This is a genomic window from Enterobacter cloacae complex sp. P16RS2 (genome assembly GCF_014982155.1).
GTDB classification, from domain to species: Bacteria; Pseudomonadota; Gammaproteobacteria; order Enterobacterales; family Enterobacteriaceae; genus Enterobacter; species Enterobacter cloacae_M.
On record NZ_JADCKW010000007.1, the window covers coordinates 191,263 to 210,730 of the forward strand.

14 protein-coding genes and 1 pseudogene are annotated in these 19,468 nt (G+C 54.2%); 12 read left to right on the plus strand and 3 right to left on the minus strand.

What is annotated here, in order from left to right; translation table 11 throughout:
* Positions 1-57: 57 nt before the first annotated feature.
* The 3 genes from pflB to ycaO form a co-directional block, all read right to left on the minus strand.
* Positions 58-2,340, minus strand: a complete 2,283-nt coding sequence (pflB, locus tag INF68_RS03945; protein ID WP_023310992.1) for a formate C-acetyltransferase — start codon at positions 2,338-2,340, stop codon at positions 58-60.
* 51 nt (positions 2,341-2,391) lie between these two features.
* Positions 2,392-3,249: a formate transporter FocA gene (gene focA, locus INF68_RS03950; protein WP_008499974.1), complete on the minus strand. Its 858-nt coding sequence runs from the start codon at positions 3,247-3,249 to the stop codon at positions 2,392-2,394.
* A gap of 406 nt (positions 3,250-3,655) precedes the next feature.
* The gene (gene ycaO, locus INF68_RS03955) at positions 3,656-5,416 is read right to left on the minus strand and encodes a 30S ribosomal protein S12 methylthiotransferase accessory factor YcaO (protein WP_023310993.1); all 1,761 of its coding nucleotides are present in this window, start codon (positions 5,414-5,416) and stop codon (positions 3,656-3,658) included.
* Positions 5,417-5,543: 127 nt separating this feature from the next.
* On the opposite strand from ycaO, the gene INF68_RS03960 reads away from it, so the two are divergent.
* The 12 genes and pseudogenes from INF68_RS03960 to kdsB all read left to right on the plus strand — a co-directional run bounded on the left by INF68_RS03960 (position 5,544) and on the right by kdsB (position 19,436).
* A complete protein-coding gene (locus INF68_RS03960; protein ID WP_126786648.1) occupies positions 5,544-6,236 on the plus strand; it encodes a DUF421 domain-containing protein in 693 nt (230 codons plus the stop codon).
* A 162-nt stretch (positions 6,237-6,398) separates the two neighbouring features.
* Positions 6,399-7,487, plus strand: a complete 1,089-nt coding sequence (gene serC / locus INF68_RS03965; RefSeq protein WP_109846019.1) for a 3-phosphoserine/phosphohydroxythreonine transaminase — start codon at positions 6,399-6,401, stop codon at positions 7,485-7,487.
* A gap of 69 nt (positions 7,488-7,556) precedes the next feature.
* Positions 7,557-8,840, plus strand: coding sequence for a 3-phosphoshikimate 1-carboxyvinyltransferase (gene aroA / locus INF68_RS03970; RefSeq protein ID WP_109846020.1), 1,284 nt, complete (start codon positions 7,557-7,559; stop codon positions 8,838-8,840).
* A gap of 185 nt (positions 8,841-9,025) precedes the next feature.
* Positions 9,026-9,709 (plus strand): (d)CMP kinase, encoded by a 684-nt coding sequence (cmk, locus tag INF68_RS03975; protein ID WP_013097305.1) that lies wholly within the window; start codon positions 9,026-9,028, stop codon positions 9,707-9,709.
* Positions 9,710-9,820: 111 nt separating this feature from the next.
* A complete protein-coding gene (gene rpsA, locus INF68_RS03980; RefSeq protein WP_008499966.1) occupies positions 9,821-11,494 on the plus strand; it encodes a 30S ribosomal protein S1 in 1,674 nt (557 codons plus the stop codon).
* Positions 11,495-11,664: 170 nt separating this feature from the next.
* Complete coding sequence (ihfB, locus tag INF68_RS03985) at positions 11,665-11,952, plus strand: integration host factor subunit beta (RefSeq protein ID WP_008499965.1); 288 nt, start codon at positions 11,665-11,667, stop codon at positions 11,950-11,952.
* A gap of 215 nt (positions 11,953-12,167) precedes the next feature.
* Positions 12,168-14,432: pseudogene (locus INF68_RS03990) on the plus strand (ComEC family protein).
* Positions 14,433-14,468: 36 nt separating this feature from the next.
* Positions 14,469-16,217, plus strand: a complete 1,749-nt coding sequence (gene msbA, locus INF68_RS03995; RefSeq protein WP_023310998.1) for a lipid A ABC transporter ATP-binding protein/permease MsbA — start codon at positions 14,469-14,471, stop codon at positions 16,215-16,217.
* On the plus strand, positions 16,214-17,191 hold the full coding sequence (gene lpxK / locus INF68_RS04000) for a tetraacyldisaccharide 4'-kinase (protein WP_126786649.1): 978 nt from the start codon (positions 16,214-16,216) through the stop codon (positions 17,189-17,191). Before msbA ends, lpxK begins: the two co-directional genes overlap by 4 nt.
* A gap of 44 nt (positions 17,192-17,235) precedes the next feature.
* The gene (locus INF68_RS04005; RefSeq protein WP_063441484.1) at positions 17,236-18,465 is read left to right on the plus strand and encodes a winged helix-turn-helix domain-containing protein; all 1,230 of its coding nucleotides are present in this window, start codon (positions 17,236-17,238) and stop codon (positions 18,463-18,465) included.
* Between the two features lie 45 nt (positions 18,466-18,510).
* The gene (ycaR, locus tag INF68_RS04010) at positions 18,511-18,693 is read left to right on the plus strand and encodes a protein YcaR (RefSeq protein WP_006174474.1); all 183 of its coding nucleotides are present in this window, start codon (positions 18,511-18,513) and stop codon (positions 18,691-18,693) included.
* Positions 18,690-19,436 (plus strand): 3-deoxy-manno-octulosonate cytidylyltransferase, encoded by a 747-nt coding sequence (kdsB, locus tag INF68_RS04015; RefSeq protein ID WP_023311001.1) that lies wholly within the window; start codon positions 18,690-18,692, stop codon positions 19,434-19,436. The genes ycaR and kdsB overlap by 4 nt, the downstream gene beginning before the upstream one ends.
* The last annotated feature ends 32 nt before the right edge of the window (positions 19,437-19,468 follow it).

A 19,468-nucleotide genomic window follows, 5' to 3' on the forward strand; every position in this document is an offset into this window, starting at 1 on the left:
CACTGACGTGGAGCCTTTATTGTACGCTTGTTAACGCGTGATTTCAGTCAATTCCAGTTACATGGACTGAGTGAAAGTACGGGTGATAACGTCCTGCTGCTGTTCTTTAGTCAGGGAGTTAAAACGTACTGCGTAGCCAGATACGCGGATGGTCAGCTGAGGATATTTCTCAGGGTGTTCCATCGCGTCGAGCAGCATTTCACGGTTCATGACGTTCACGTTCAGGTGCTGACCACCTTCGATGGACGCTTCGTGGTGGAAGTAACCATCCATCAGACCCGCGAGGTTAGTTTTACGCACTTCGTCGTCTTTACCCAGCGCGTTTGGCACGATAGAGAAGGTGTAAGAGATACCATCTTTCGCGTAAGCAAACGGCAGTTTAGCAACGGAAGTCAGAGAGGCAACCGCACCTTTCTGGTCACGACCGTGCATTGGGTTCGCACCTGGGCCGAATGGCGCGCCAGCACGACGACCGTCTGGGGTGTTACCGGTTTTCTTACCATACACAACGTTAGAGGTGATGGTCAGAACAGACTGAGTCGGGATAGCGTTACGGTAGGTAGTCAGTTTCTGAATTTTCTTCATGAAACGTTCTACCAGGTCAACCGCCATGTCATCAACGCGAGAATCGTTGTTACCAAACTGCGGATATTCGCCTTCGATTTCGAAGTCGATAGCCAGACCGTCTTCGTCACGAATTGGTTTAACTTTCGCATATTTGATTGCAGACAGGGAGTCAGCAGCAACGGACAGACCAGCGATACCACACGCCATGGTGCGGATAACGTCACGGTCGTGCAGCGCCATCAGAGAGGCTTCGTAGCTGTACTTGTCGTGCATGTAGTGGATAACGTTCAGCGCAGTGACGTACTGTTTCGCCAGCCAGTCCATGAAGTGATCCATGCGGTCCATCACTTCGTCGAAGTTCAGAACGTCGCCTTTGATCGGTTCAGACTTAGGACCAACCTGCATTTTCAGTTTTTCATCAACGCCGCCGTTGATTGCGTACAGCATGGTTTTCGCCAGGTTTGCACGCGCACCGAAGAACTGCATTTGCTTACCAACAACCATTGGGCTTACGCAGCAAGCGATAGCGTAATCGTCGTTGTTGAAGTCCGGACGCATCAGGTCATCGTTCTCGTACTGCAGAGAAGAGGTGTCGATGGACACTTTAGCCGCGAATTTCTTGAAGTTCAGAGGCAGTTTTTCAGACCACAGAACGGTGATGTTCGGCTCCGGAGAAGGACCCATGGTGTACAGGGTGTTCAGGAAGCGGAAGCTGTTTTTGGTTACCAGAGTACGGCCGTCAACGCCCATACCGCCGATGGATTCAGTTGCCCAGATTGGGTCACCGGAGAACAGCTCATCGTATTCAGGCGTACGCAGGAAGCGAACCATACGCAGTTTCATGACCAGGTGGTCAATCATTTCCTGAGCGTCTTGCTCGGTGATTTTGCCTGCTTTCAGGTCACGTTCGATGTAAGCATCCAGGAAGGTGGATACGCGACCGAAGGACATCGCTGCACCGTTCTGAGACTTAACTGCTGCCAGGTAGCCGAAGTAGGTCCACTGGATAGCTTCCTGAGCGTTGGTCGCAGGACCAGAGATATCGCAGCCGTATTTAGCCGCCATCTCTTTGATCTGACCCAGCGCGCGGTGCTGTTCAGCGATCTCTTCACGCAGACGGATAGTCGCTTCCAGGTTTACGCCGTTTTCCAGATCGGACTGCAGGGAAACAAACTGCGCGTACTTGTCTTTCATCAGGAAGTCGATACCGTACAGCGCAACGCGACGGTAGTCACCGATGATTCGGCCACGGCCATACGCATCTGGCAGACCAGTCAGAACGCCAGATTTACGGCAGTTCAGAATGTCTTTGGTGTAAACATCGAATACGCCCTGGTTGTGGGTTTTGCGGTATTCGGTGAAGATTTTTTTCAGCATTGGATCCAGCTCGCGGTTATACGCTTTGCAGGAACCTTCAACCATTTTGATACCACCGAACGGGATGATTGCGCGTTTCAGTGGTGCTTCAGTCTGCAGACCAACGATTTTCTCAAGGGCTTTGTTGATGTAGCCAGCATCGTGAGAAGTGATGGTGGAAGCAACGGAGGTGTCAAAATCAACTGGCGCGTGAGTGCGGTTTTCCAGTTTAACGCCTTCCATTACGCTGTCCCACAGCTTGGTGGTCGCGTCAGTTGCGCCAGCCAGGAAGGATTCGTCACCTTCATACGGGGTATAGTTTTTCTGAATGAAGTCACGTACGTTTACTTCATTCTGCCAGTCACCTTTCGCAAAACCTTCCCAGGCTGTGGCTAACTTTTCATTAAGCTCGGACATGTAACACCTACCTTCTTAAGTGGATTTTTTATTTACTGCCTGAGAAAACCATCAATGATGATCGTCGCCACGCAGGTAAATGACCCAGTATGTCAACCCAACTAACAGACCCCCACCGATAATGTTCCCGATAGTGACAGGGATCAGGTTATCAGTAATGAAATTCATAATAGTCAGGTGAGAGAAACTTTCCGGGGATGAACCAACTGCGGTCCAGAACTCCGGGCTCGCAAAGTCGCGGATAACAATGCCCATTGGGATCATGAACATATTCGCGATACTGTGCTCAAAGCCGCTGGCAACAAACATCGCAACCGGCAGAACCATAATTAAGGCTTTGTCCATCAGGCTACGACCCGAGTAGCTCATCCATACAGCCAGGCAGACCATCAGGTTAGCGAGGATGCCGAGAGCAACGGCTTCGATAAATGTGTGGTGCATTTTGTGGTCGGCGGTTTGCAGGACGTTAAGGCCCCAGCCACCGTTGGCGGTCATGTACTCGCCAGAAAGCCACATCAACAAAACAAAGAGCAGACAGCCAACCAGGTTACCCACGTAGACGTTAAGCCAGTTACGTGCCAGCTGACCCCAGGTAATTCTTCCGCTGGCCTTTGCCACGACAATCAGCACCGTTGAGGTGAAGAGGTCGGCGCCGCAGATGACGCAGAGAATCAGACCCAGTGAGAAGCAAATGCCGCCAATCAGTTTGGCCATGCCGAAAGGCATTCCGGCAGTACCGGTGGTGGCGGTGATGTAGAAGACGAAAGCGATAGAGATGAACACACCAGCCGTGATCGCCAGATAGAACGTCTTCATCGGGTGTTTCGTTGCTTTATAGACACCCGCTTCTTCGGCAACTTTGGCCATCGCAGCAGGGAGTAAAAGATCAAAAGGGTTGTCAGCTTTCACACTAACTCTCTCTTTATTAAGTCGGCGACGAGATACTAACAAAGCATTATAGAAGAGAAATTGATATAGATCATATCTCGCCTGGCTTATAGGCCCGCAGTGTGTATGGTTTTACAACAAATGCGGAGTAAGTAATTGATTATCCGTATAAAAATAAATTTTAAAAGTTATGAAAAGAGTTGAATTTTTTCGTTCGGCCACCCCTGACGCAGTTAATTAATATGGAGTATTTACCATAAAAAGTAACAGTAAAGCCCAGGTAAATATTATTATATTTACCCATGTTTAACTTTATTATTACAATCAACAGTCATTGCCGAAGAAAATAAAAAACGGGGCAATGAAATTGCCCCGTAATATAGCCCAGACGATTGAATACGCCTACTGCTGGTAATGTTATGTGCGCTTATTTTAACCAGTAAGCGGCTTTTGCTTTCTGCAGCTTTTCGTAGGCCTTCAGCAGCGATTGATGCGCCGGGAAGGCTTTCAGATCGCTATCAACAGCCTGCAGGCCATAGAACGGCGCTTCGCCGCTCAGGGCTGCGCTGGCTGCTTCTACGGCCTCAGCTCCGTACATCCGCACGAAAGCGTTCAGGTATTGCAGCGGCTCGCGATCTTCTTCCTGGGCCAGCAGCAACAGGGTTTGCAGGCAGCGGTAATAATTGGTGCGCTCGGCAGAGAAGACCGACTGGTTGAATTCCATGGTCCATTCGGTCCAGGCCAGCGCCTGATCCAAATCACCACCCGCCAGGGCCAGCATCGCTTTCAGCTCACCGATACGCAGGGTATACCAGCCGTTGTCTTTACCGGTCGCCAGGCCCAGCAGTTCGCGTACGCGGGTGAAGTCATCGTGGCCTTCTTCGTCCAGTTGGGCGATCAGGTTCAGATAATCTTCTTTTTCCCACTCGCTGCCCGGCAGAGCCAGCAGCGTTTCGCGCAGGTGCGCGCCCATGCTGTTATTCGCCAGCCACAGATCTTCAGCCGGGTAGATGTCGGACATGCCCGGAACGATAATGCGGCACGCGTAGACGCCAAGATGTTCGTAGTCGGCAATGTAGACTTCCTGATCTTCCGCGTTGAAGATAGCCATCAGCGTGGCGAACTCTTCTTCCGTGGTACCGGCAAAGCTCCAGTCCACGAACGGATAGTCGGCATCCTGCTTGAACATATCCCAGGAAATTAAACCGCTGGAGTCAATGAAGTGGGTTTCAAGGTTGGTATGCTCGGCCACTTCTTCATCGTCAAACGTTGGCGGAGTGAAGACGTCGAGATCTTTCAGGCTACGGCCCTGCAGCAGCTCGGTAACGGTACGCTCCAGCGCCACGCCGAAGTCAGGGTGTGCACCGAAGGAGGCGAAGCAGGTGCCGTTGGCCGGGTTAAACAGCACCACGCAGATAACCGGATACTTGCCGCCCAGCGAGCCGTCATAGGCAAAGATTGGGAAACCTTCGGCTTCCAGCTTAGCGATGGACTCCACTACGCCCGGGTAGCGCGCCAGCACGTCTGCCGGAATTTCAGGCAGGCTGATGGATTCAGCGATGATGCGGTTTTTAATGTGGCGTTCAAAGACTTCAGACAGACCCTGCACGCGCGCTTCATTGCGGGTGTTACCGGCGGACATACCGTTGGACACATACAGGTTGCCGACGATGTTCATCGGAATATACACGGTCTGCTCATCAGACTGACGGGTGAACGGCAGGGCGCAGATCCCACGGTCTTCATTGCCAGACTGCAGATCGATCAGCATGCTGGCGGTCAGTTCGTTTTCCGGATCGTAGAAAGCACGCAGGCGCGCGTCGAGAATACCTTCCGGCAGCTCGTCATCTTCGGTCAGCGGGAACCATTTTTCATTTGGATAATGAACGAACGGGCCGTTAGCGATGGTTTCGCCCAGCCAGAAGTCAGCGAAGAAATAGTTGGTGGACAGACGCTCAAAATACTCACCCAGCGCAGAGGCCAGTGCCGCTTTTTTTGTCGCGCCTTTACCGTTGGTAAAGCACAGGGCACAGTCTTTATCGCGAATATGCACGGACCAGACATGAGGCACCGGATTGAGCCAGGAGGCTTCTTCGATGTTAAAACCCAGGTCGGTCAGTTTCTGCTGGAAGCGAGCAATGGAGTCTTCCAGAGCGGCGTCTTTGCCGGGGATAAACGTTTGAGTCATGGCGTTCACTTTTATCGTACGTAAAGCGCGCAATGATACGGGTTTTGCGTGACGGGTGCTATCTTCGGCGAAAATAAAAGGCTGGGCTATGCTTAGTGGCAGTAACTGACTGTTAAGGCATAGAAAAATGAAAGCATTTGATCTCCAGCGGATGGCGTTTGATAAATTTCCTACTGAATTTCTGGGCGAAGTGGCGCTGCGCAGCCTGTATACCTTCGTCCTCGTCTTCCTGTTTCTTAAAATCACCGGCCGCCGCGGCGTGCGGCAGATGTCGCTCTTTGAGGTATTGATCATCCTGACGCTGGGCTCGGCGGCGGGTGACGTCGCCTTTTATGATGACGTGCCGATGGTGCCGGTGTTTATCGTTTTTGTCTCACTGGCGCTACTTTACCGTCTTGTCATGTGGCTGATGTCGAAAAGCGAAAAGCTGGAAGATCTGCTTGAAGGGAAGCCGGTCGTTATCGTCGAGGACGGACAGCTGGCCTGGGAAAATGTACAAAGCGCCAATATGACCGAGTTTGAGTTCTTTATGGAGCTTCGCCTTAACAGCGTTGAACAGCTCGGGCAGGTGCGTCTGGCGATCATGGAAACCAACGGGCAGATCAGCATCTATTACTATTCTGACGACGAGGTGAAGCCGGGACTGTGTATCCTGCCGGATATGCTGATCGAGCGTTTCAGAACGGTACCTGAATCCGGCGAGTATGCTTGCGTAAGATGTAGCCATGTTGTCGCGATGCAGCCGGGGGATCGCCAATTATGCCCCCGCTGTGCAAATCCGGAATGGACCAAGGTTAGCCGGGCCAAACGTATTACCTGACAGCCATTTTGTCGGTTTTGTCTTAGCGAGGCGGCAGATTGTTTTGTGTGACGCGGGGCACATTTCACGGGTCATAAGTTTTAGACATTGCGGCGCGTGTCACTGAATGATAAAACCGATATCCACAGTTATAACTTATGGCTTTTAGCGTGGTGAGGGGAAATGGCTCAAGTCTTTAATTTCAGTTCAGGTCCGGCAATGTTACCGGCAGACGTGCTTAAACAGGCTCAACAGGAACTTTGTGACTGGAACGGTCTCGGTACGTCGGTGATGGAAATCAGCCACCGTGGTAAAGAGTTTATTCAGGTGGCGGAAGAGGCAGAAAAGGATTTTCGCGATCTGCTGAATATTCCCTCGAACTACAAAGTATTGTTCTGTCACGGCGGTGGGCGCGGCCAGTTTGCGGGCGTTCCGCTGAATATTCTCGGTGATAAAACGACGGCTGACTACGTTGACGCGGGTTACTGGGCGGCAAGCGCGGTTAAAGAAGCGCATAAATACTGCACGCCGAATGTTATCGACGCCAAAGTGACCGTTGACGGTCTGCGTGCCGTGAAGCCAATGAGCGAGTGGCAGCTTTCCGGTAACGCAGCGTATCTGCACTATTGCCCGAACGAAACTATTGACGGGATTGCCATCGACGAGACGCCAAACTTCGGCAGCGATGTCGTGGTTGCCGCCGACTTCTCCTCCACCATTCTGTCTGCGCCAATTGATGTCAGCCGCTACGGCGTTATCTATGCGGGCGCGCAGAAAAATATCGGTCCGGCCGGTTTGACTATTGTCGTCGTGCGTGAAGACCTGCTGGGTAAAGCGCATAAATCCTGCCCGTCGATTCTCGATTACACCGTGCTGAACGATAACGATTCGATGTTCAACACCCCACCAACGTTTGCCTGGTATCTCTCCGGCCTGGTCTTCAAATGGCTGAAGCAAAACGGCGGCGTGGCACAGATGGACAAGGTGAATCAGCAGAAAGCTGAACTGCTGTACGGCGTAATCGACAAGAGCGATTTCTACCGCAACGATGTGGCGAAAGCGAACCGTTCCCGCATGAACGTGCCGTTCCAGCTGGCGGACAGCAGCCTGGACAAAGTGTTCCTGGAAGAGTCCTTCGCGGCAGGCCTGCATGCGCTCAAAGGTCACCGTGTCGTTGGCGGCATGCGTGCCTCCATCTATAACGCGATGCCGCTGGAAGGCGTTAAAGCCCTGACGGATTTCATGATCGACTTTGAACGTCGTCACGGTTAATTTGCTGTTTGTCACCCCCGCAGCGTCCCTGCGGGGTTTTTATTATGTTGAGTTGAGAGTTTAGTTTTCATGGAATCCCTGACGTTACAACCTATCGCGCGGGTAGATGGCACCATTAATCTGCCTGGTTCAAAAAGTGTCTCGAACCGCGCTCTGCTGCTGGCAGCTCTGGCAAACGGCACCACCGTCCTTACAAACCTGCTGGACAGCGATGACGTGCGCCATATGCTCAATGCGCTGAAAGCGTTGGGCGTTCATTACACTCTCTCCGACGATCGTACCCGCTGCGAAGTGACCGGCAACGGCGGCGCGCTGCGCTCGGGCGAAGAGCTTGAGCTGTTTCTGGGCAACGCGGGTACCGCGATGCGCCCGCTGGCGGCGGCCCTGTGTCTGGGTAGCAACAACATTGTGCTGACCGGCGAGCCGCGCATGAAAGAGCGTCCGATTGGTCACCTGGTGGATGCTCTGCGTCAGGGCGGCGCGCAGGTTGAGTATCTGGAGCAGGAAAACTATCCGCCACTGCGTCTGCGCGGCGGTTTTACCGGCGGTCACGTCGAGGTGGACGGCAGCGTCTCCAGCCAGTTCCTGACGGCCCTGCTGATGACCGCGCCGCTGGCACCGCAGGATACGGTTATTAGCATCAAGGGCGAACTGGTTTCTAAACCGTACATTGATATCACGCTGCACCTGATGAAAACCTTCGGCGTTGAGGTGGAAAACCAGTCTTATCAGCGCTTCGTGGTGCGCGGGGCGCAGCAGTACCAGTCTCCGGGCAACTACCTTGTTGAGGGGGATGCGTCATCCGCGTCCTACTTCCTGGCCGCGGGTGCGATTAAAGGCGGCACGGTAAAAGTGACCGGTATTGGCCGTAACAGCGTGCAGGGCGACATCCGTTTTGCGGACGTGCTGGAAAAAATGGGCGCCATTGTCACCTGGGGCGATGACTTCATCTCCTGTACCCACGGCGAGCTGAACGCCATCGACATGGACATGAACCATATCCCGGATGCGGCGATGACCATTGCCACGGCGGCGCTGTTTGCCAAAGGCACTACCACGCTGCGTAACATCTACAACTGGCGCGTAAAAGAGACGGACCGCCTGTTCGCGATGGCGACCGAGCTGCGAAAAGTCGGTGCCGAGGTGGAAGAGGGCGAAGACTACATTCGCGTGACCCCTCCGGCAAAACTGCAGTTTGCGGAAATCGGCACCTACAACGATCACCGCATGGCGATGTGCTTCTCGCTGGTGGCGCTGTCAGACACGCCTGTGACCATCCTTGACCCGAAATGTACGGCGAAAACGTTTCCGGACTACTTCGAACAGCTGGCACGCATTAGTACGCTGGGCTGATAACGTATTGCCGCATCGTCCGATGCGGCATTTCCTTACTCTTCATTACGAACACCTCCGCTCATTTCTTCTACACTCTGCTTCAATCATTCCGTAATTTGCACGCAAAGGTAACAGTTGCGCACGTTGGCGCGTATAATGCGCGGCGTTCATGTAAACGGTATGCCTTATTTAAGGAGAAAAAGATGACGGCAGTTGCCCCGGTAATCACCATTGATGGGCCGAGTGGCGCAGGGAAAGGTACTCTGTGCAAAGCGATGGCGGAAGCATTGCAATGGCATCTTTTAGATTCGGGAGCAATCTATCGCGTGCTGGCGCTGGCCGCGCTGCATCACCATGTGGATGTCGCGTCTGAAGAAGCGCTAGTTCCGCTGGCTGCGCATCTGGATGTGCGTTTCGTATCGACCGATGGCAACCTGGAAGTCATCCTTGAAGGGGAAGACGTGAGCGGCGAAATCCGTACGCAGGAAGTGGCTAATGCGGCCTCTCAGGTCGCGGCGTTCCCTCGCGTTCGCGAGGCGCTGTTACGTCGTCAGCGCGCGTTCCGTGAAGCCCCGGGGCTGATCGCTGACGGACGCGATATGGGAACGGTGGTATTCCCTGATGCGCCAGTGAAAATTTTCCTTGACGCCTCTTCGGAAGAACGTGCTCAACGCCGCATGCTTCAGTTGCAGGAAAAGGGGTTTAGTGTTAACTTTGATCGCCTTTTATCCGAGATAAAAGAGCGCGATGACCGCGATCGTAACCGCGCCGTCGCCCCACTTGTTCCTGCAGAAGATGCATTAGTTCTGGATTCAACCAGTTTAACTATTGAGCAAGTGATTGAAAAAGCGCTACAATATGCGCGCCAAAAACTGGCACTCGCGTAATCGCGACCGATTTAGTAGTACCCCCGCTGCAATGGATTGACGGCGGGTATGTGAAACAACCCCATCCGGCACGGAGCCAGGTGGACGTTAATATTAACCTGAAGATTAAACATGACTGAATCTTTTGCTCAACTGTTTGAAGAATCCTTAAAAGAAATCGAAACCCGCCCGGGTTCCATCGTTCGCGGTGTTGTTGTTGCTATCGACAAAGACGTAGTACTGGTTGACGCCGGTCTGAAATCTGAGTCCGCCATTCCGGCAGAGCAGTTCAAAAACGCCCAGGGCGAGCTGGAAATCCAGGTTGGTGACGAAGTTGACGTTGCTCTGGACGCAGTAGAAGACGGCTTCGGTGAAACCCTGCTTTCTCGTGAGAAAGCTAAACGTCACGAAGCATGGATCACGCTGGAAAAAGCTTACGAAGAAGCTGAAACTGTGGTCGGTGTTATCAACGGCAAAGTTAAAGGTGGCTTCACTGTTGAGCTGAATGGTATTCGTGCGTTCCTGCCAGGTTCTCTGGTAGACGTTCGTCCAGTTCGTGACACTCTGCACCTGGAAGGCAAAGAGCTTGAGTTCAAAGTAATCAAGCTGGACCAGAAGCGTAACAACGTTGTTGTTTCCCGTCGTGCCGTTATCGAATCCGAAAACAGCGCAGAACGCGATCAGCTGCTGGAAAACCTGCAGGAAGGCATGGAAGTCAAAGGTATCGTTAAGAACCTCACTGACTACGGCGCATTCGTTGACCTGGGCGGCGTTGATGGCCTGCTGCACATCACCGACATGGCATGGAAACGCGTTAAGCACCCAAGCGAAATCGTGAACGTGGGCGACGAAATCACTGTTAAAGTGCTGAAGTTCGACCGCGAGCGTACTCGTGTATCCCTTGGCCTGAAACAGCTGGGCGAAGATCCATGGGTAGCTATCGCTAAGCGTTACCCAGAAGGTACTAAACTGACTGGTCGCGTAACCAACCTGACTGACTACGGCTGCTTCGTTGAAATCGAAGAAGGCGTTGAAGGTCTGGTGCACGTTTCCGAAATGGACTGGACCAACAAAAACATCCACCCATCCAAAGTTGTTAACGTTGGTGATGTAGTGGAAGTGATGGTTCTGGATATCGACGAAGAACGTCGTCGTATCTCCCTGGGCCTGAAACAGTGCAAAAACAACCCATGGCAGCAGTTCGCGGAAACCCACAACAAGGGCGACCGTGTTGAAGGTAAAATCAAGTCTATCACTGACTTCGGTATCTTCATCGGCCTGGACGGCGGCATCGATGGCCTGGTTCACCTGTCTGACATCTCCTGGAACGTTGCAGGTGAAGAAGCAGTTCGTGAATACAAAAAAGGCGACGAAATCGCTGCAGTTGTTCTGCAGGTTGACGCAGAGCGTGAGCGTATCTCCCTGGGCGTTAAACAGCTCGCAGAAGATCCGTTCAACAACTGGGTTGCACTGAACAAGAAAGGCGCAATCGTAAACGGTAAAGTGACTGCAGTTGACGCTAAAGGCGCAACAGTAGAACTGGCTGACGGCGTTGAAGGTTACCTGCGCGCTTCTGAAGCTTCACGTGACCGCGTTGAAGATGCCACTCTGGTTCTGAACGTAGGCGACGACGTTGAAGCTAAGTTCACCGGTGTTGACCGTAAGAACCGTGCAATCAGCCTGTCTGTTCGTGCTAAAGACGAAGCTGATGAGAAAGATGCAATCGCAACTGTTAACAAACAGGAAGATGCAAACTTCTCTAACAACGCAATGGCTGAAGCTTTCAAAGCAGCTAAAGGCGAGTAATATCAGGTTCTCAGCATCATTTGCGCTGTAACGCATTTACAGCGTGAAGGATGAGGAGCAAACTTGACAGATTGCAGGATTCGTCCTGTAATCAATAACAAAGGGCGGCTACGGCCGCCCTTGTTTAATGAGCTGTTCAGCTAATTGGTTTGAAAGGAACCGGAGGAATCATGACCAAGTCAGAATTGATTGAAAGACTTGCCAGTCAGCAACCGCATATCCCTGCCAAGGCAGTGGAAGATGCCGTAAAAGAGATGCTGGAGCATATGGCCTCCACTCTTGCCCAGGGCGAGCGCATTGAAATCCGCGGTTTCGGTAGTTTTTCTCTGCACTATCGTGCTCCACGTACCGGGCGTAACCCGAAAACTGGCGATAAAGTCGAGCTGGAAGGCAAGTACGTTCCACACTTTAAGCCGGGTAAAGAACTGCGCGATCGCGCCAATATTTACGGCAACTGAGTTTAGCCAGCCGGTTAAACTGGGTTCGAAAGAAAGCACCTGCGGGTGCTTTTTTTGTCTCTGTCGCTTTCCTTCTGAAGGTGCCCCGCATTTTTCCGTTTCGTTTTCTGCAAACCGATAAAAACAGAACAGCGCGCGCTGTAAAACGTACTTTTCCCATCTGACAATTCGCTCTGCCTGATTAGATACTGCCCCTCTGAAACAGGGAGGTAGCAATGGGAATTCCCGCGCTTAGCGTCTGCGTCATTCTGGCAATAGCCCCGTTACTCTGGTTACCTGAACTGCCATCACGCCATACCGTGTGGATAATGATTGTTGGCGGGGTCGTGCTGGCCGCACGGCGAAACGTACGACTGAAGTATGCGGGTCTCACGCTGTTATTTTGCGTGTGGGGTATTTTGGCTGCGAAGGAGAGCGTCTGGCCGATGCAGCATTTAACCACGGGGGCCGTGCAGGCTGAGGTAGCGATCACCGCCACAGATGGCGCAACGCAGCATCAGGGAAACATTCTTAGCGTTGATGGCGAGCGCTGGTGGGCCTCTACCGGCATAACGCTGTATGGCAATTATCTGCCACAGAAAGCGTGTGCCGGTCAGCGCTGGACCATGACGCTCAGGCTCAGACCTGTCCATGGCGAACTGAACGACGGCGGTTATGATTCCCAGCGTAGCGCCTTTGCACGCCATCAAACGCTGAGCGGACGCTTCACCCGTGCGGAACTCGTCGATGGACGCTGCAGCCTGCGAGCGCAATATCTCATGTCACTGCAAAACCGCCTTTCTGCTTACCGATGGGGGGCGGTTATACTCGGACTGGGAATGGGTGAACGTCTGGATGTGCCCCGGGAAATACAAGACCTGATGCGCGAAACCGGGACGCTGCATCTGATGGCGATTTCGGGACTGCATATCGCGCTGGCGGCATCCCTCGCCTGGTTACTCGCGCGTGGGCTACAGTTTTTATTACCCAGCCACCGTATCCACTGGCAAATGCCTCTCCTGGCCGGGTTATGCTTTGCCGCTTTCTACGCCTGGTTTACCGGTCTGCAACCTCCTGCGCTACGCACGGTCATCTCGCTTGCTGTGCTTGCAATGTTGCGGATCGCTGCCCGTCAGTGGTCTCCCTGGCAGGTGTGGGTCTGCTGTATCGCGGCGATCCTGATAAGCGATCCCTTAGCCATACTCTCGCAAAGTCTGCTCTTGTCTGCATTTGCCGTCGCCGCGCTGATTTTCTGGTTTCAGTGGCTGCCTCTTCCTGGCTGGCGCAGGGCACGACGTCTACGGCCTCTGCTGAACCTGATCTATCTGCAGGTCGGCATGCTGATGCTGCTGATGCCGCTACAGGTTCTGATTTTCCATGGATTCAGCATCTCCTCCCTGGTCGCGAATCTCTTTGCCGTTCCCCTGGTGACGTTTGTCTCCGTGCCGCTGATCCTGCTCGGCATGCTGCTTCATCTGCTGCCGCTGGCGGCACCGGAAAGCGTCGTTTGGTTCGCAGCCAATAAGTCACTTGCGTGGCTGTTCTGGCTCCTCATGCGCCTGCCTGACGGCTGGCAAAATGTCGACCAACGGTGGCAGTACATGACATTACTGCCCTGGCTTATCATCATTGGCTGGCGCTTTCGTGCCTGGAAAACCCTTCCCGCAGTTTGTCTTGCAGGAAGTGTCTTACTCACATTTCCTCTGTGGCGAACGGAAAAAAGCGAGAGCTGGACGCTGCATATGCTGGATGTGGGTCAGGGGCTGGCGATGGTCGTTGAACGGCAGGGCAAAGCCATTATCTATGATACCGGGCTTGCCTGGCCGGGCGGGGATAGCGCAGAGCGGTTAATTATCCCGTGGCTTCGCTGGCATCATCTGCGGCCTGAAGGCGTTATTCTCAGTCATGAACACCTCGACCATGCGGGAGGACTCGCATCGTTGCAAAAAGCTTGGCCGGACGTGTGGGTAAGAAGCCCATTGCGCTAGGCGGGACATCGGCCCTGTTTTCGCGGGCAGAGATGGGAATGGCAGGGACTCTCCTTCACCGTACACTGGCCCCCCGAAAATTACCCGGCTCAGGGAAATAACCATTCCTGCGTGGTAAAGGTGGACGACGGAGGGCAGAGTGTTCTGCTAACAGGGGACATTGAAGCGCAAGCGGAACAGGCTATGCTTAGCCATTACTGGCGTTATCTGACGTCCACGCTCATACAAGTTCCTCATCATGGCAGCAATACTTCGTCGTCATTGCCGCTGGTACAGCGGGTGGAAGGTCAGATCGCCCTGGATTCCGCGGCCCGCTATAACGCATGGCGATTCCCGTCGGCAAAAGTTGTCCGACGCTATCGAAAAGAGGGGTACATCTGGCACGATACCCCTCATTCAGGACAAATATCGGTGACATTCTCGCAACATCACTGGCAAATCCGGCGCTTGCGAGAGCAATTTTTACCCGTTTGGTATCATCAGTGGTTTGGCGAGCCCGTCGATAACGGGTAGAATATGCGGCTATTTCAACGAATGCTGGTTTTTTGAATGCATAACGACAAAGATCTCTCCACGTGGCAAACCTTCCGCCGACTCTGGCCGATGATTGCACCCTTTAAAGCAGGCCTGATCGTGGCGGGTGTAGCGTTAATTCTCAACGCAGCCAGCGATACTTTTATGCTATCGCTCCTCAAACCGTTACTGGACGACGGTTTTGGTAAAACGGATCGCTCAGTGTTGCTATGGATGCCTCTGGTGGTTATCGGACTGATGATCTTACGCGGCATCACCAGCTATATTTCCAGCTACTGTATTTCCTGGGTATCAGGGAAAGTGGTGATGACCATGCGCCGTCGCCTGTTCAGCCACATGATGGGCATGCCGGTCTCGTTCTTTGACAAGCAGTCTACCGGGACGCTGCTGTCTCGTATTACCTACGATTCCGAGCAGGTTGCCTCCTCCTCCTCAAGCGCGCTGATCACCGTTGTGCGTGAGGGTGCGTCAATCATCGGCCTGTTCGCGATGATGTTCTATTACAGCTGGCAGCTGTCGATCATCCTTATCGTTCTGGCGCCGATAGTTTCTATTGCTATCCGCGTCGTCTCAAAGCGCTTCCGCAATATCAGTAAGAATATGCAAAACACGATGGGGCAGGTGACGACCAGCGCGGAACAGATGCTGAAAGGGCATAAAGAAGTTCTGATTTTTGGCGGTCAGGACGTCGAAACCAAACGCTTTGATAAAGTCAGCAACAAAATGCGTCTGCAGGGGATGAAAATGGTCTCGGCCTCTTCCATCTCTGACCCGATTATTCAGCTGATAGCGTCACTGGCGCTGGCATTCGTCCTTTATGCGGCAAGCTTCCCAAGCGTCATGGAGACGCTGACGGCGGGTACTATCACCGTGGTCTTCTCCTCAATGATCGCCCTGATGCGTCCGCTGAAATCCCTGACGAACGTGAACGCCCAGTTCCAGCGCGGGATGGCTGCCTGTCAGACGCTGTTCAGCATTCTCGATTCCGAACAGGAAAAAGATGAAGGTACTCGTGAGATTGAGCGCGCCCGCGGCGACGTTGAGTTCCGCAATGTCACTTTCGCCTATCCTGGACGTGAAACGCCGGCGCTGCGTAATATCAACCTGTCCATTCCGGCGGGTAAAACCGTGGCGCTGGTGGGCCGTTCCGGCTCGGGTAAATCGACGATTGCCAGCCTGATCACCCGATTCTACGATATTAACGAAGGTGAGATCCTCCTGGACGGTCATGATCTGCGGGAGTATACCCTGCAGTCGCTGCGTAACCAGGTGGCGCTGGTTTCCCAGAACGTGCACCTGTTCAACGATACCGTGGCTAACAACATTGCGTATGCGCGCACGGATGAATACAGCCGCGAGCAGATTGAGAACGCCGCGCGCATGGCCTACGCAATGGACTTTATCAACAAGATGGATAACGGCCTTGATACGATAATCGGTGAGAACGGGGTGCTGCTCTCCGGCGGCCAGCGTCAGCGTATCGCTATTGCGCGTGCGCTGCTGCGTGACAGCCCGATTCTGATTCTGGACGAAGCGACCTCTGCGCTGGATACGGAATCTGAACGCGCTATTCAGTCTGCGCTGGATGAGCTGCAAAAGAACCGTACCTCGCTGGTGATTGCGCACCGTCTGTCGACTATCGAGCAGGCTGACGAAATCGTCGTGGTTGAGGACGGTATCATTGTTGAACGCGGAAGCCATGCTGATTTGCTGGAACACCGCGGCGTTTACGCCCAGCTTCATAAGATGCAGTTTGGCGAATGATTGCACGCATCTGGTCCGGTGAATCCCCGCTGTGGCTGCTGCTTTTGCCGCTCTCCTGGCTATACGGCCTGGTGAGCGGCATTATCCGTCTGCTTTACCGTCTGGGGCTGAAGCGCGCCTGGCGCGCGCCGGTTCCGGTGGTGGTGGTCGGTAATCTTACGGCGGGCGGCAACGGTAAAACGCCGGTGGTGATCTGGCTGGTGGAGCAATTGCAAAAACGCGGCATCCGCCCAGGGGTGGTATCGCGCGGATATGGTGGCAAAGCGGCGCGTTATCCGCTGCTGCTGACGGCGGAAACCACGACAGCCGAAGCGGGTGATGAACCGGTATTGATTTTCCAGCGTACCGGCGCGCCGGTTGCGGTCTCTCCTGTGCGCAGCGACGCCGTTCAGGCGCTGCTTGCCGAACAGGCGGTACAAATCATCATCACTGACGATGGCCTGCAGCACTATGCCCTGGCGCGTGATAAAGAGATCGTGGTCATCGACGGTGTTCGCCGTTTCGGTAACGGCTGGTGGTTGCCGGCCGGACCCATGCGCGAACGCGCTTCGCGTCTTAAGTCCGTTGATGCGGTGATTGTGAACGGTGGTGAGGCAAAAGCGGGTGAAATCCCGATGTACCTGCAGCCGGGTCTGGCGGTCAACCTAGTGACGGGTGACCGCCGGTCGGTTGCTGAGCTGCCTTCACCGGTGGCGATGGCGGGGATTGGCAATCCGCCGCGCTTCTTCGCGACGCTGGAACAGTGTGGTGCCCGGCTGGAAAAACGCGTTCCGCTGGCCGACCACCAGGCGCTGGTGGAAGGGCAGGTAGACGCCCTGACCGTACCCGGGCAGTCGCTGATCATGACCGAAAAAGATGCGGTGAAATGCCGTGCCTTCGCGAAAGATAACTGGTGGTATCTGCCGGTTGACGCTGAACTCAGCGGCGAGCAGCCGGAACGTTTGCTCAAGGAACTGATTGCGTTGGTGAAATAAACGCTTACGCGGTTCTGGTGGCGCTTTGACTGACAGGATAACGCATGTCTTTACCGCAACTCTCACTTTCAGCCGCACGTCATTTACACCTTGCCGCGCAGGGGCTGCTTAAAAAGCCCCGCCGCCGCGCGCAGCCTGCCGATATTCTCTCGACCGTCCAGCGCATGTCGCTGCTTCAAATCGACACCATTAACATTGTGGCGCGAAGCCCTTACCTGGTGCTGTTTAGCCGCCTGGGGAATTATCCTTCGCAGTGGCTGGATGAGGCGCTCAGCAAGGGAGAGTTAATGGAGTACTGGGCGCACGAAGCCTGCTTCCTGCCCCGCAGCGATTTTGCCCTGGTCCGCCACCGTATGCTTGCTCCGGAAAAGATGGGCTGGAAATACCGTCAGGCGTGGATGCTGGAACATGCGGCCGAAATTGAGCAGCTAATCGCGCATATTCAGGATAACGGTCCCGTACGCTCCGCCGATTTTGAACACCCGCGCAAAGGCACCAGCGGCTGGTGGGAGTGGAAACCGCATAAGCGTCATCTCGAAGGGCTGTTTACCTCTGGCAAAGTCATGGTGATTGAGCGGCGTAATTTTCAGCGCGTGTACGACCTGACTCATCGCGTGATGCCGCACTGGGACGACGAGCGTGACCTGCTTACCCAGGAGGCGGCCGAGGCCATCATGCTCGAAAACAGCGCCCGCAGCCTGGGGATTTTCCGCCCGCAATGGCTGGCTGATTATTATCGCCTTCGCCAGCCCGCGCTGAAACCGCTGCTGGACATCTGGCAACGCGAACAGCGCGTCATCCCGGTCACGGTGGAAACGCTGGGCGACATGTGGCTGCATGCGGATCTCCTCCCGCTACTGCCTCTGGCCCAGGAGGGGAAACTTCAGGCAACCCACAGTGCGGTGTTGTCGCCTTTCGACCCGGTCGTCTGGGACAGAAAACGCGCCGAGCAGCTGTTCGACTTTAGCTACCGGCTGGAATGTTATACCCCGGCGCCAAAGCGCCAGTATGGTTACTTTGTACTCCCGCTGCTGCATAAGGGGCAACTGGTCGGGCGCATGGACGCCAAAATGCACCGCAAGACCGGCACGCTTGAAATTATTGCGCTTTATCTGGAAGAGGGCGTCAGGGTGACGGCGAGCCTGGAAAAAGGGTTAACGTCCGCCATTAGCGAATTCGCGCGCTGGCAGGGTGCCCGCGACGTGACGCTGGGTAGGGTGCCCGACGGGCTGTTTACATCCTGTCGAAGTGGCTGGGAAACAGGCACTCCCTGAAAAGGGAATGTGTTAAGCTTTAGCGATTACCCATACGGAGGAACTATGGATCACCGTTTACTTGAAATTATTGCCTGCCCGGTATGCAACGGCAAACTCTATTACAGCCAGGACAAACAGGAGCTGATTTGCAAGCTGGACAGCCTGGCTTTCCCGCTGCGTGACGGCATTCCGGTACTGCTGGAAAATGAAGCTCGTTCCCTGGTGGCAGAAGAGAGCAAACCATGAGTTTTGTTGTCATTATTCCTGCGCGTTATGCCTCAACGCGTCTGCCAGGTAAACCGCTGGTGGATATCAACGGCAAGCCGATGATTGTGCATGTTCTTGAGCGTGCGCGTGAATCCGGTGCCGATCGCGTGATTGTTGCTACCGATCATCCTGACGTCGCCCGAGCGGTTGAGGCAGCAGGCGGTGAGGTATGCATGACCCGCGCCGATCACCAGTCCGGCACCGAGCGTCTGGCGGAAGTGGTTGAGAAATGTGGTTTCAGTGATGATACGGTCATCGTTAACGTGCAGGGTGACGAGCCGATGATCCCGGCGGTGATTATCCGTCAGGTGGCAGAAAACCTGGCTCAGCGTCAGGTTGGTATGGCGACGCTCGCGGTGCCTATTCACCACGCTGAAGAGGCATTCAATCCGAATGCCGTGAAGGTGGTCATGGATGCCGAAGGCTATGCGCTCTATTTCTCCCGCGCCACGATCCCGTGGGATCGCGATCGCTTTGCGCTCTCCAAAGAGACAATCGGTGATACTTTCTTGCGTCATATCGGGATCTACGGCTATCGCGCCGGTTTTATTCGTCGATATGTTACCTGGGCGCCGAGTCCGCTGGAGCATATCGAAATGCTGGAGCAGCTTCGCGTGCTCTGGTATGGCGAAAAAATTCACGTTGCCGTTGCCAGCGAAGTGCCTGGAACGGGCGTTGATACGCCGGAAGATCTTGAGCGCGTTCGCGCCGAGCTGCGCTAATACCGCCTGCATCCCTCCTGACGGGGGGATGT

Bases quoted from the DNA above. Each gene is read 5' to 3' on its own strand.
- kdsB (WP_023311001.1), top strand. From the start codon at position 18,690: ATGAGTTTTGTTGTCATTATTCCTGCGCGTTATGCCTCAACGCGTCTG.
- lpxK (WP_126786649.1), top strand. From the start codon at position 16,214: ATGATTGCACGCATCTGGTCCGGTGAATCCCCGCTGTGGCTGCTGCTT.
- INF68_RS04005 (WP_063441484.1), top strand. From the start codon at position 17,236: ATGTCTTTACCGCAACTCTCACTTTCAGCCGCACGTCATTTACACCTT.
- rpsA (WP_008499966.1), top strand. From the start codon at position 9,821: ATGACTGAATCTTTTGCTCAACTGTTTGAAGAATCCTTAAAAGAAATC.
- msbA (WP_023310998.1), top strand. From the start codon at position 14,469: ATGCATAACGACAAAGATCTCTCCACGTGGCAAACCTTCCGCCGACTC.
- aroA (WP_109846020.1), top strand. From the start codon at position 7,557: ATGGAATCCCTGACGTTACAACCTATCGCGCGGGTAGATGGCACCATT.
- ihfB (WP_008499965.1), top strand. From the start codon at position 11,665: ATGACCAAGTCAGAATTGATTGAAAGACTTGCCAGTCAGCAACCGCAT.
- serC (WP_109846019.1), top strand. From the start codon at position 6,399: ATGGCTCAAGTCTTTAATTTCAGTTCAGGTCCGGCAATGTTACCGGCA.
- pflB (WP_023310992.1), bottom strand. From the start codon at position 2,340: ATGTCCGAGCTTAATGAAAAGTTAGCCACAGCCTGGGAAGGTTTTGCG.
- INF68_RS03960 (WP_126786648.1), top strand. From the start codon at position 5,544: ATGAAAGCATTTGATCTCCAGCGGATGGCGTTTGATAAATTTCCTACT.
- ycaR (WP_006174474.1), top strand. From the start codon at position 18,511: ATGGATCACCGTTTACTTGAAATTATTGCCTGCCCGGTATGCAACGGC.
- cmk (WP_013097305.1), top strand. From the start codon at position 9,026: ATGACGGCAGTTGCCCCGGTAATCACCATTGATGGGCCGAGTGGCGCA.
- ycaO (WP_023310993.1), bottom strand. From the start codon at position 5,416: ATGACTCAAACGTTTATCCCCGGCAAAGACGCCGCTCTGGAAGACTCC.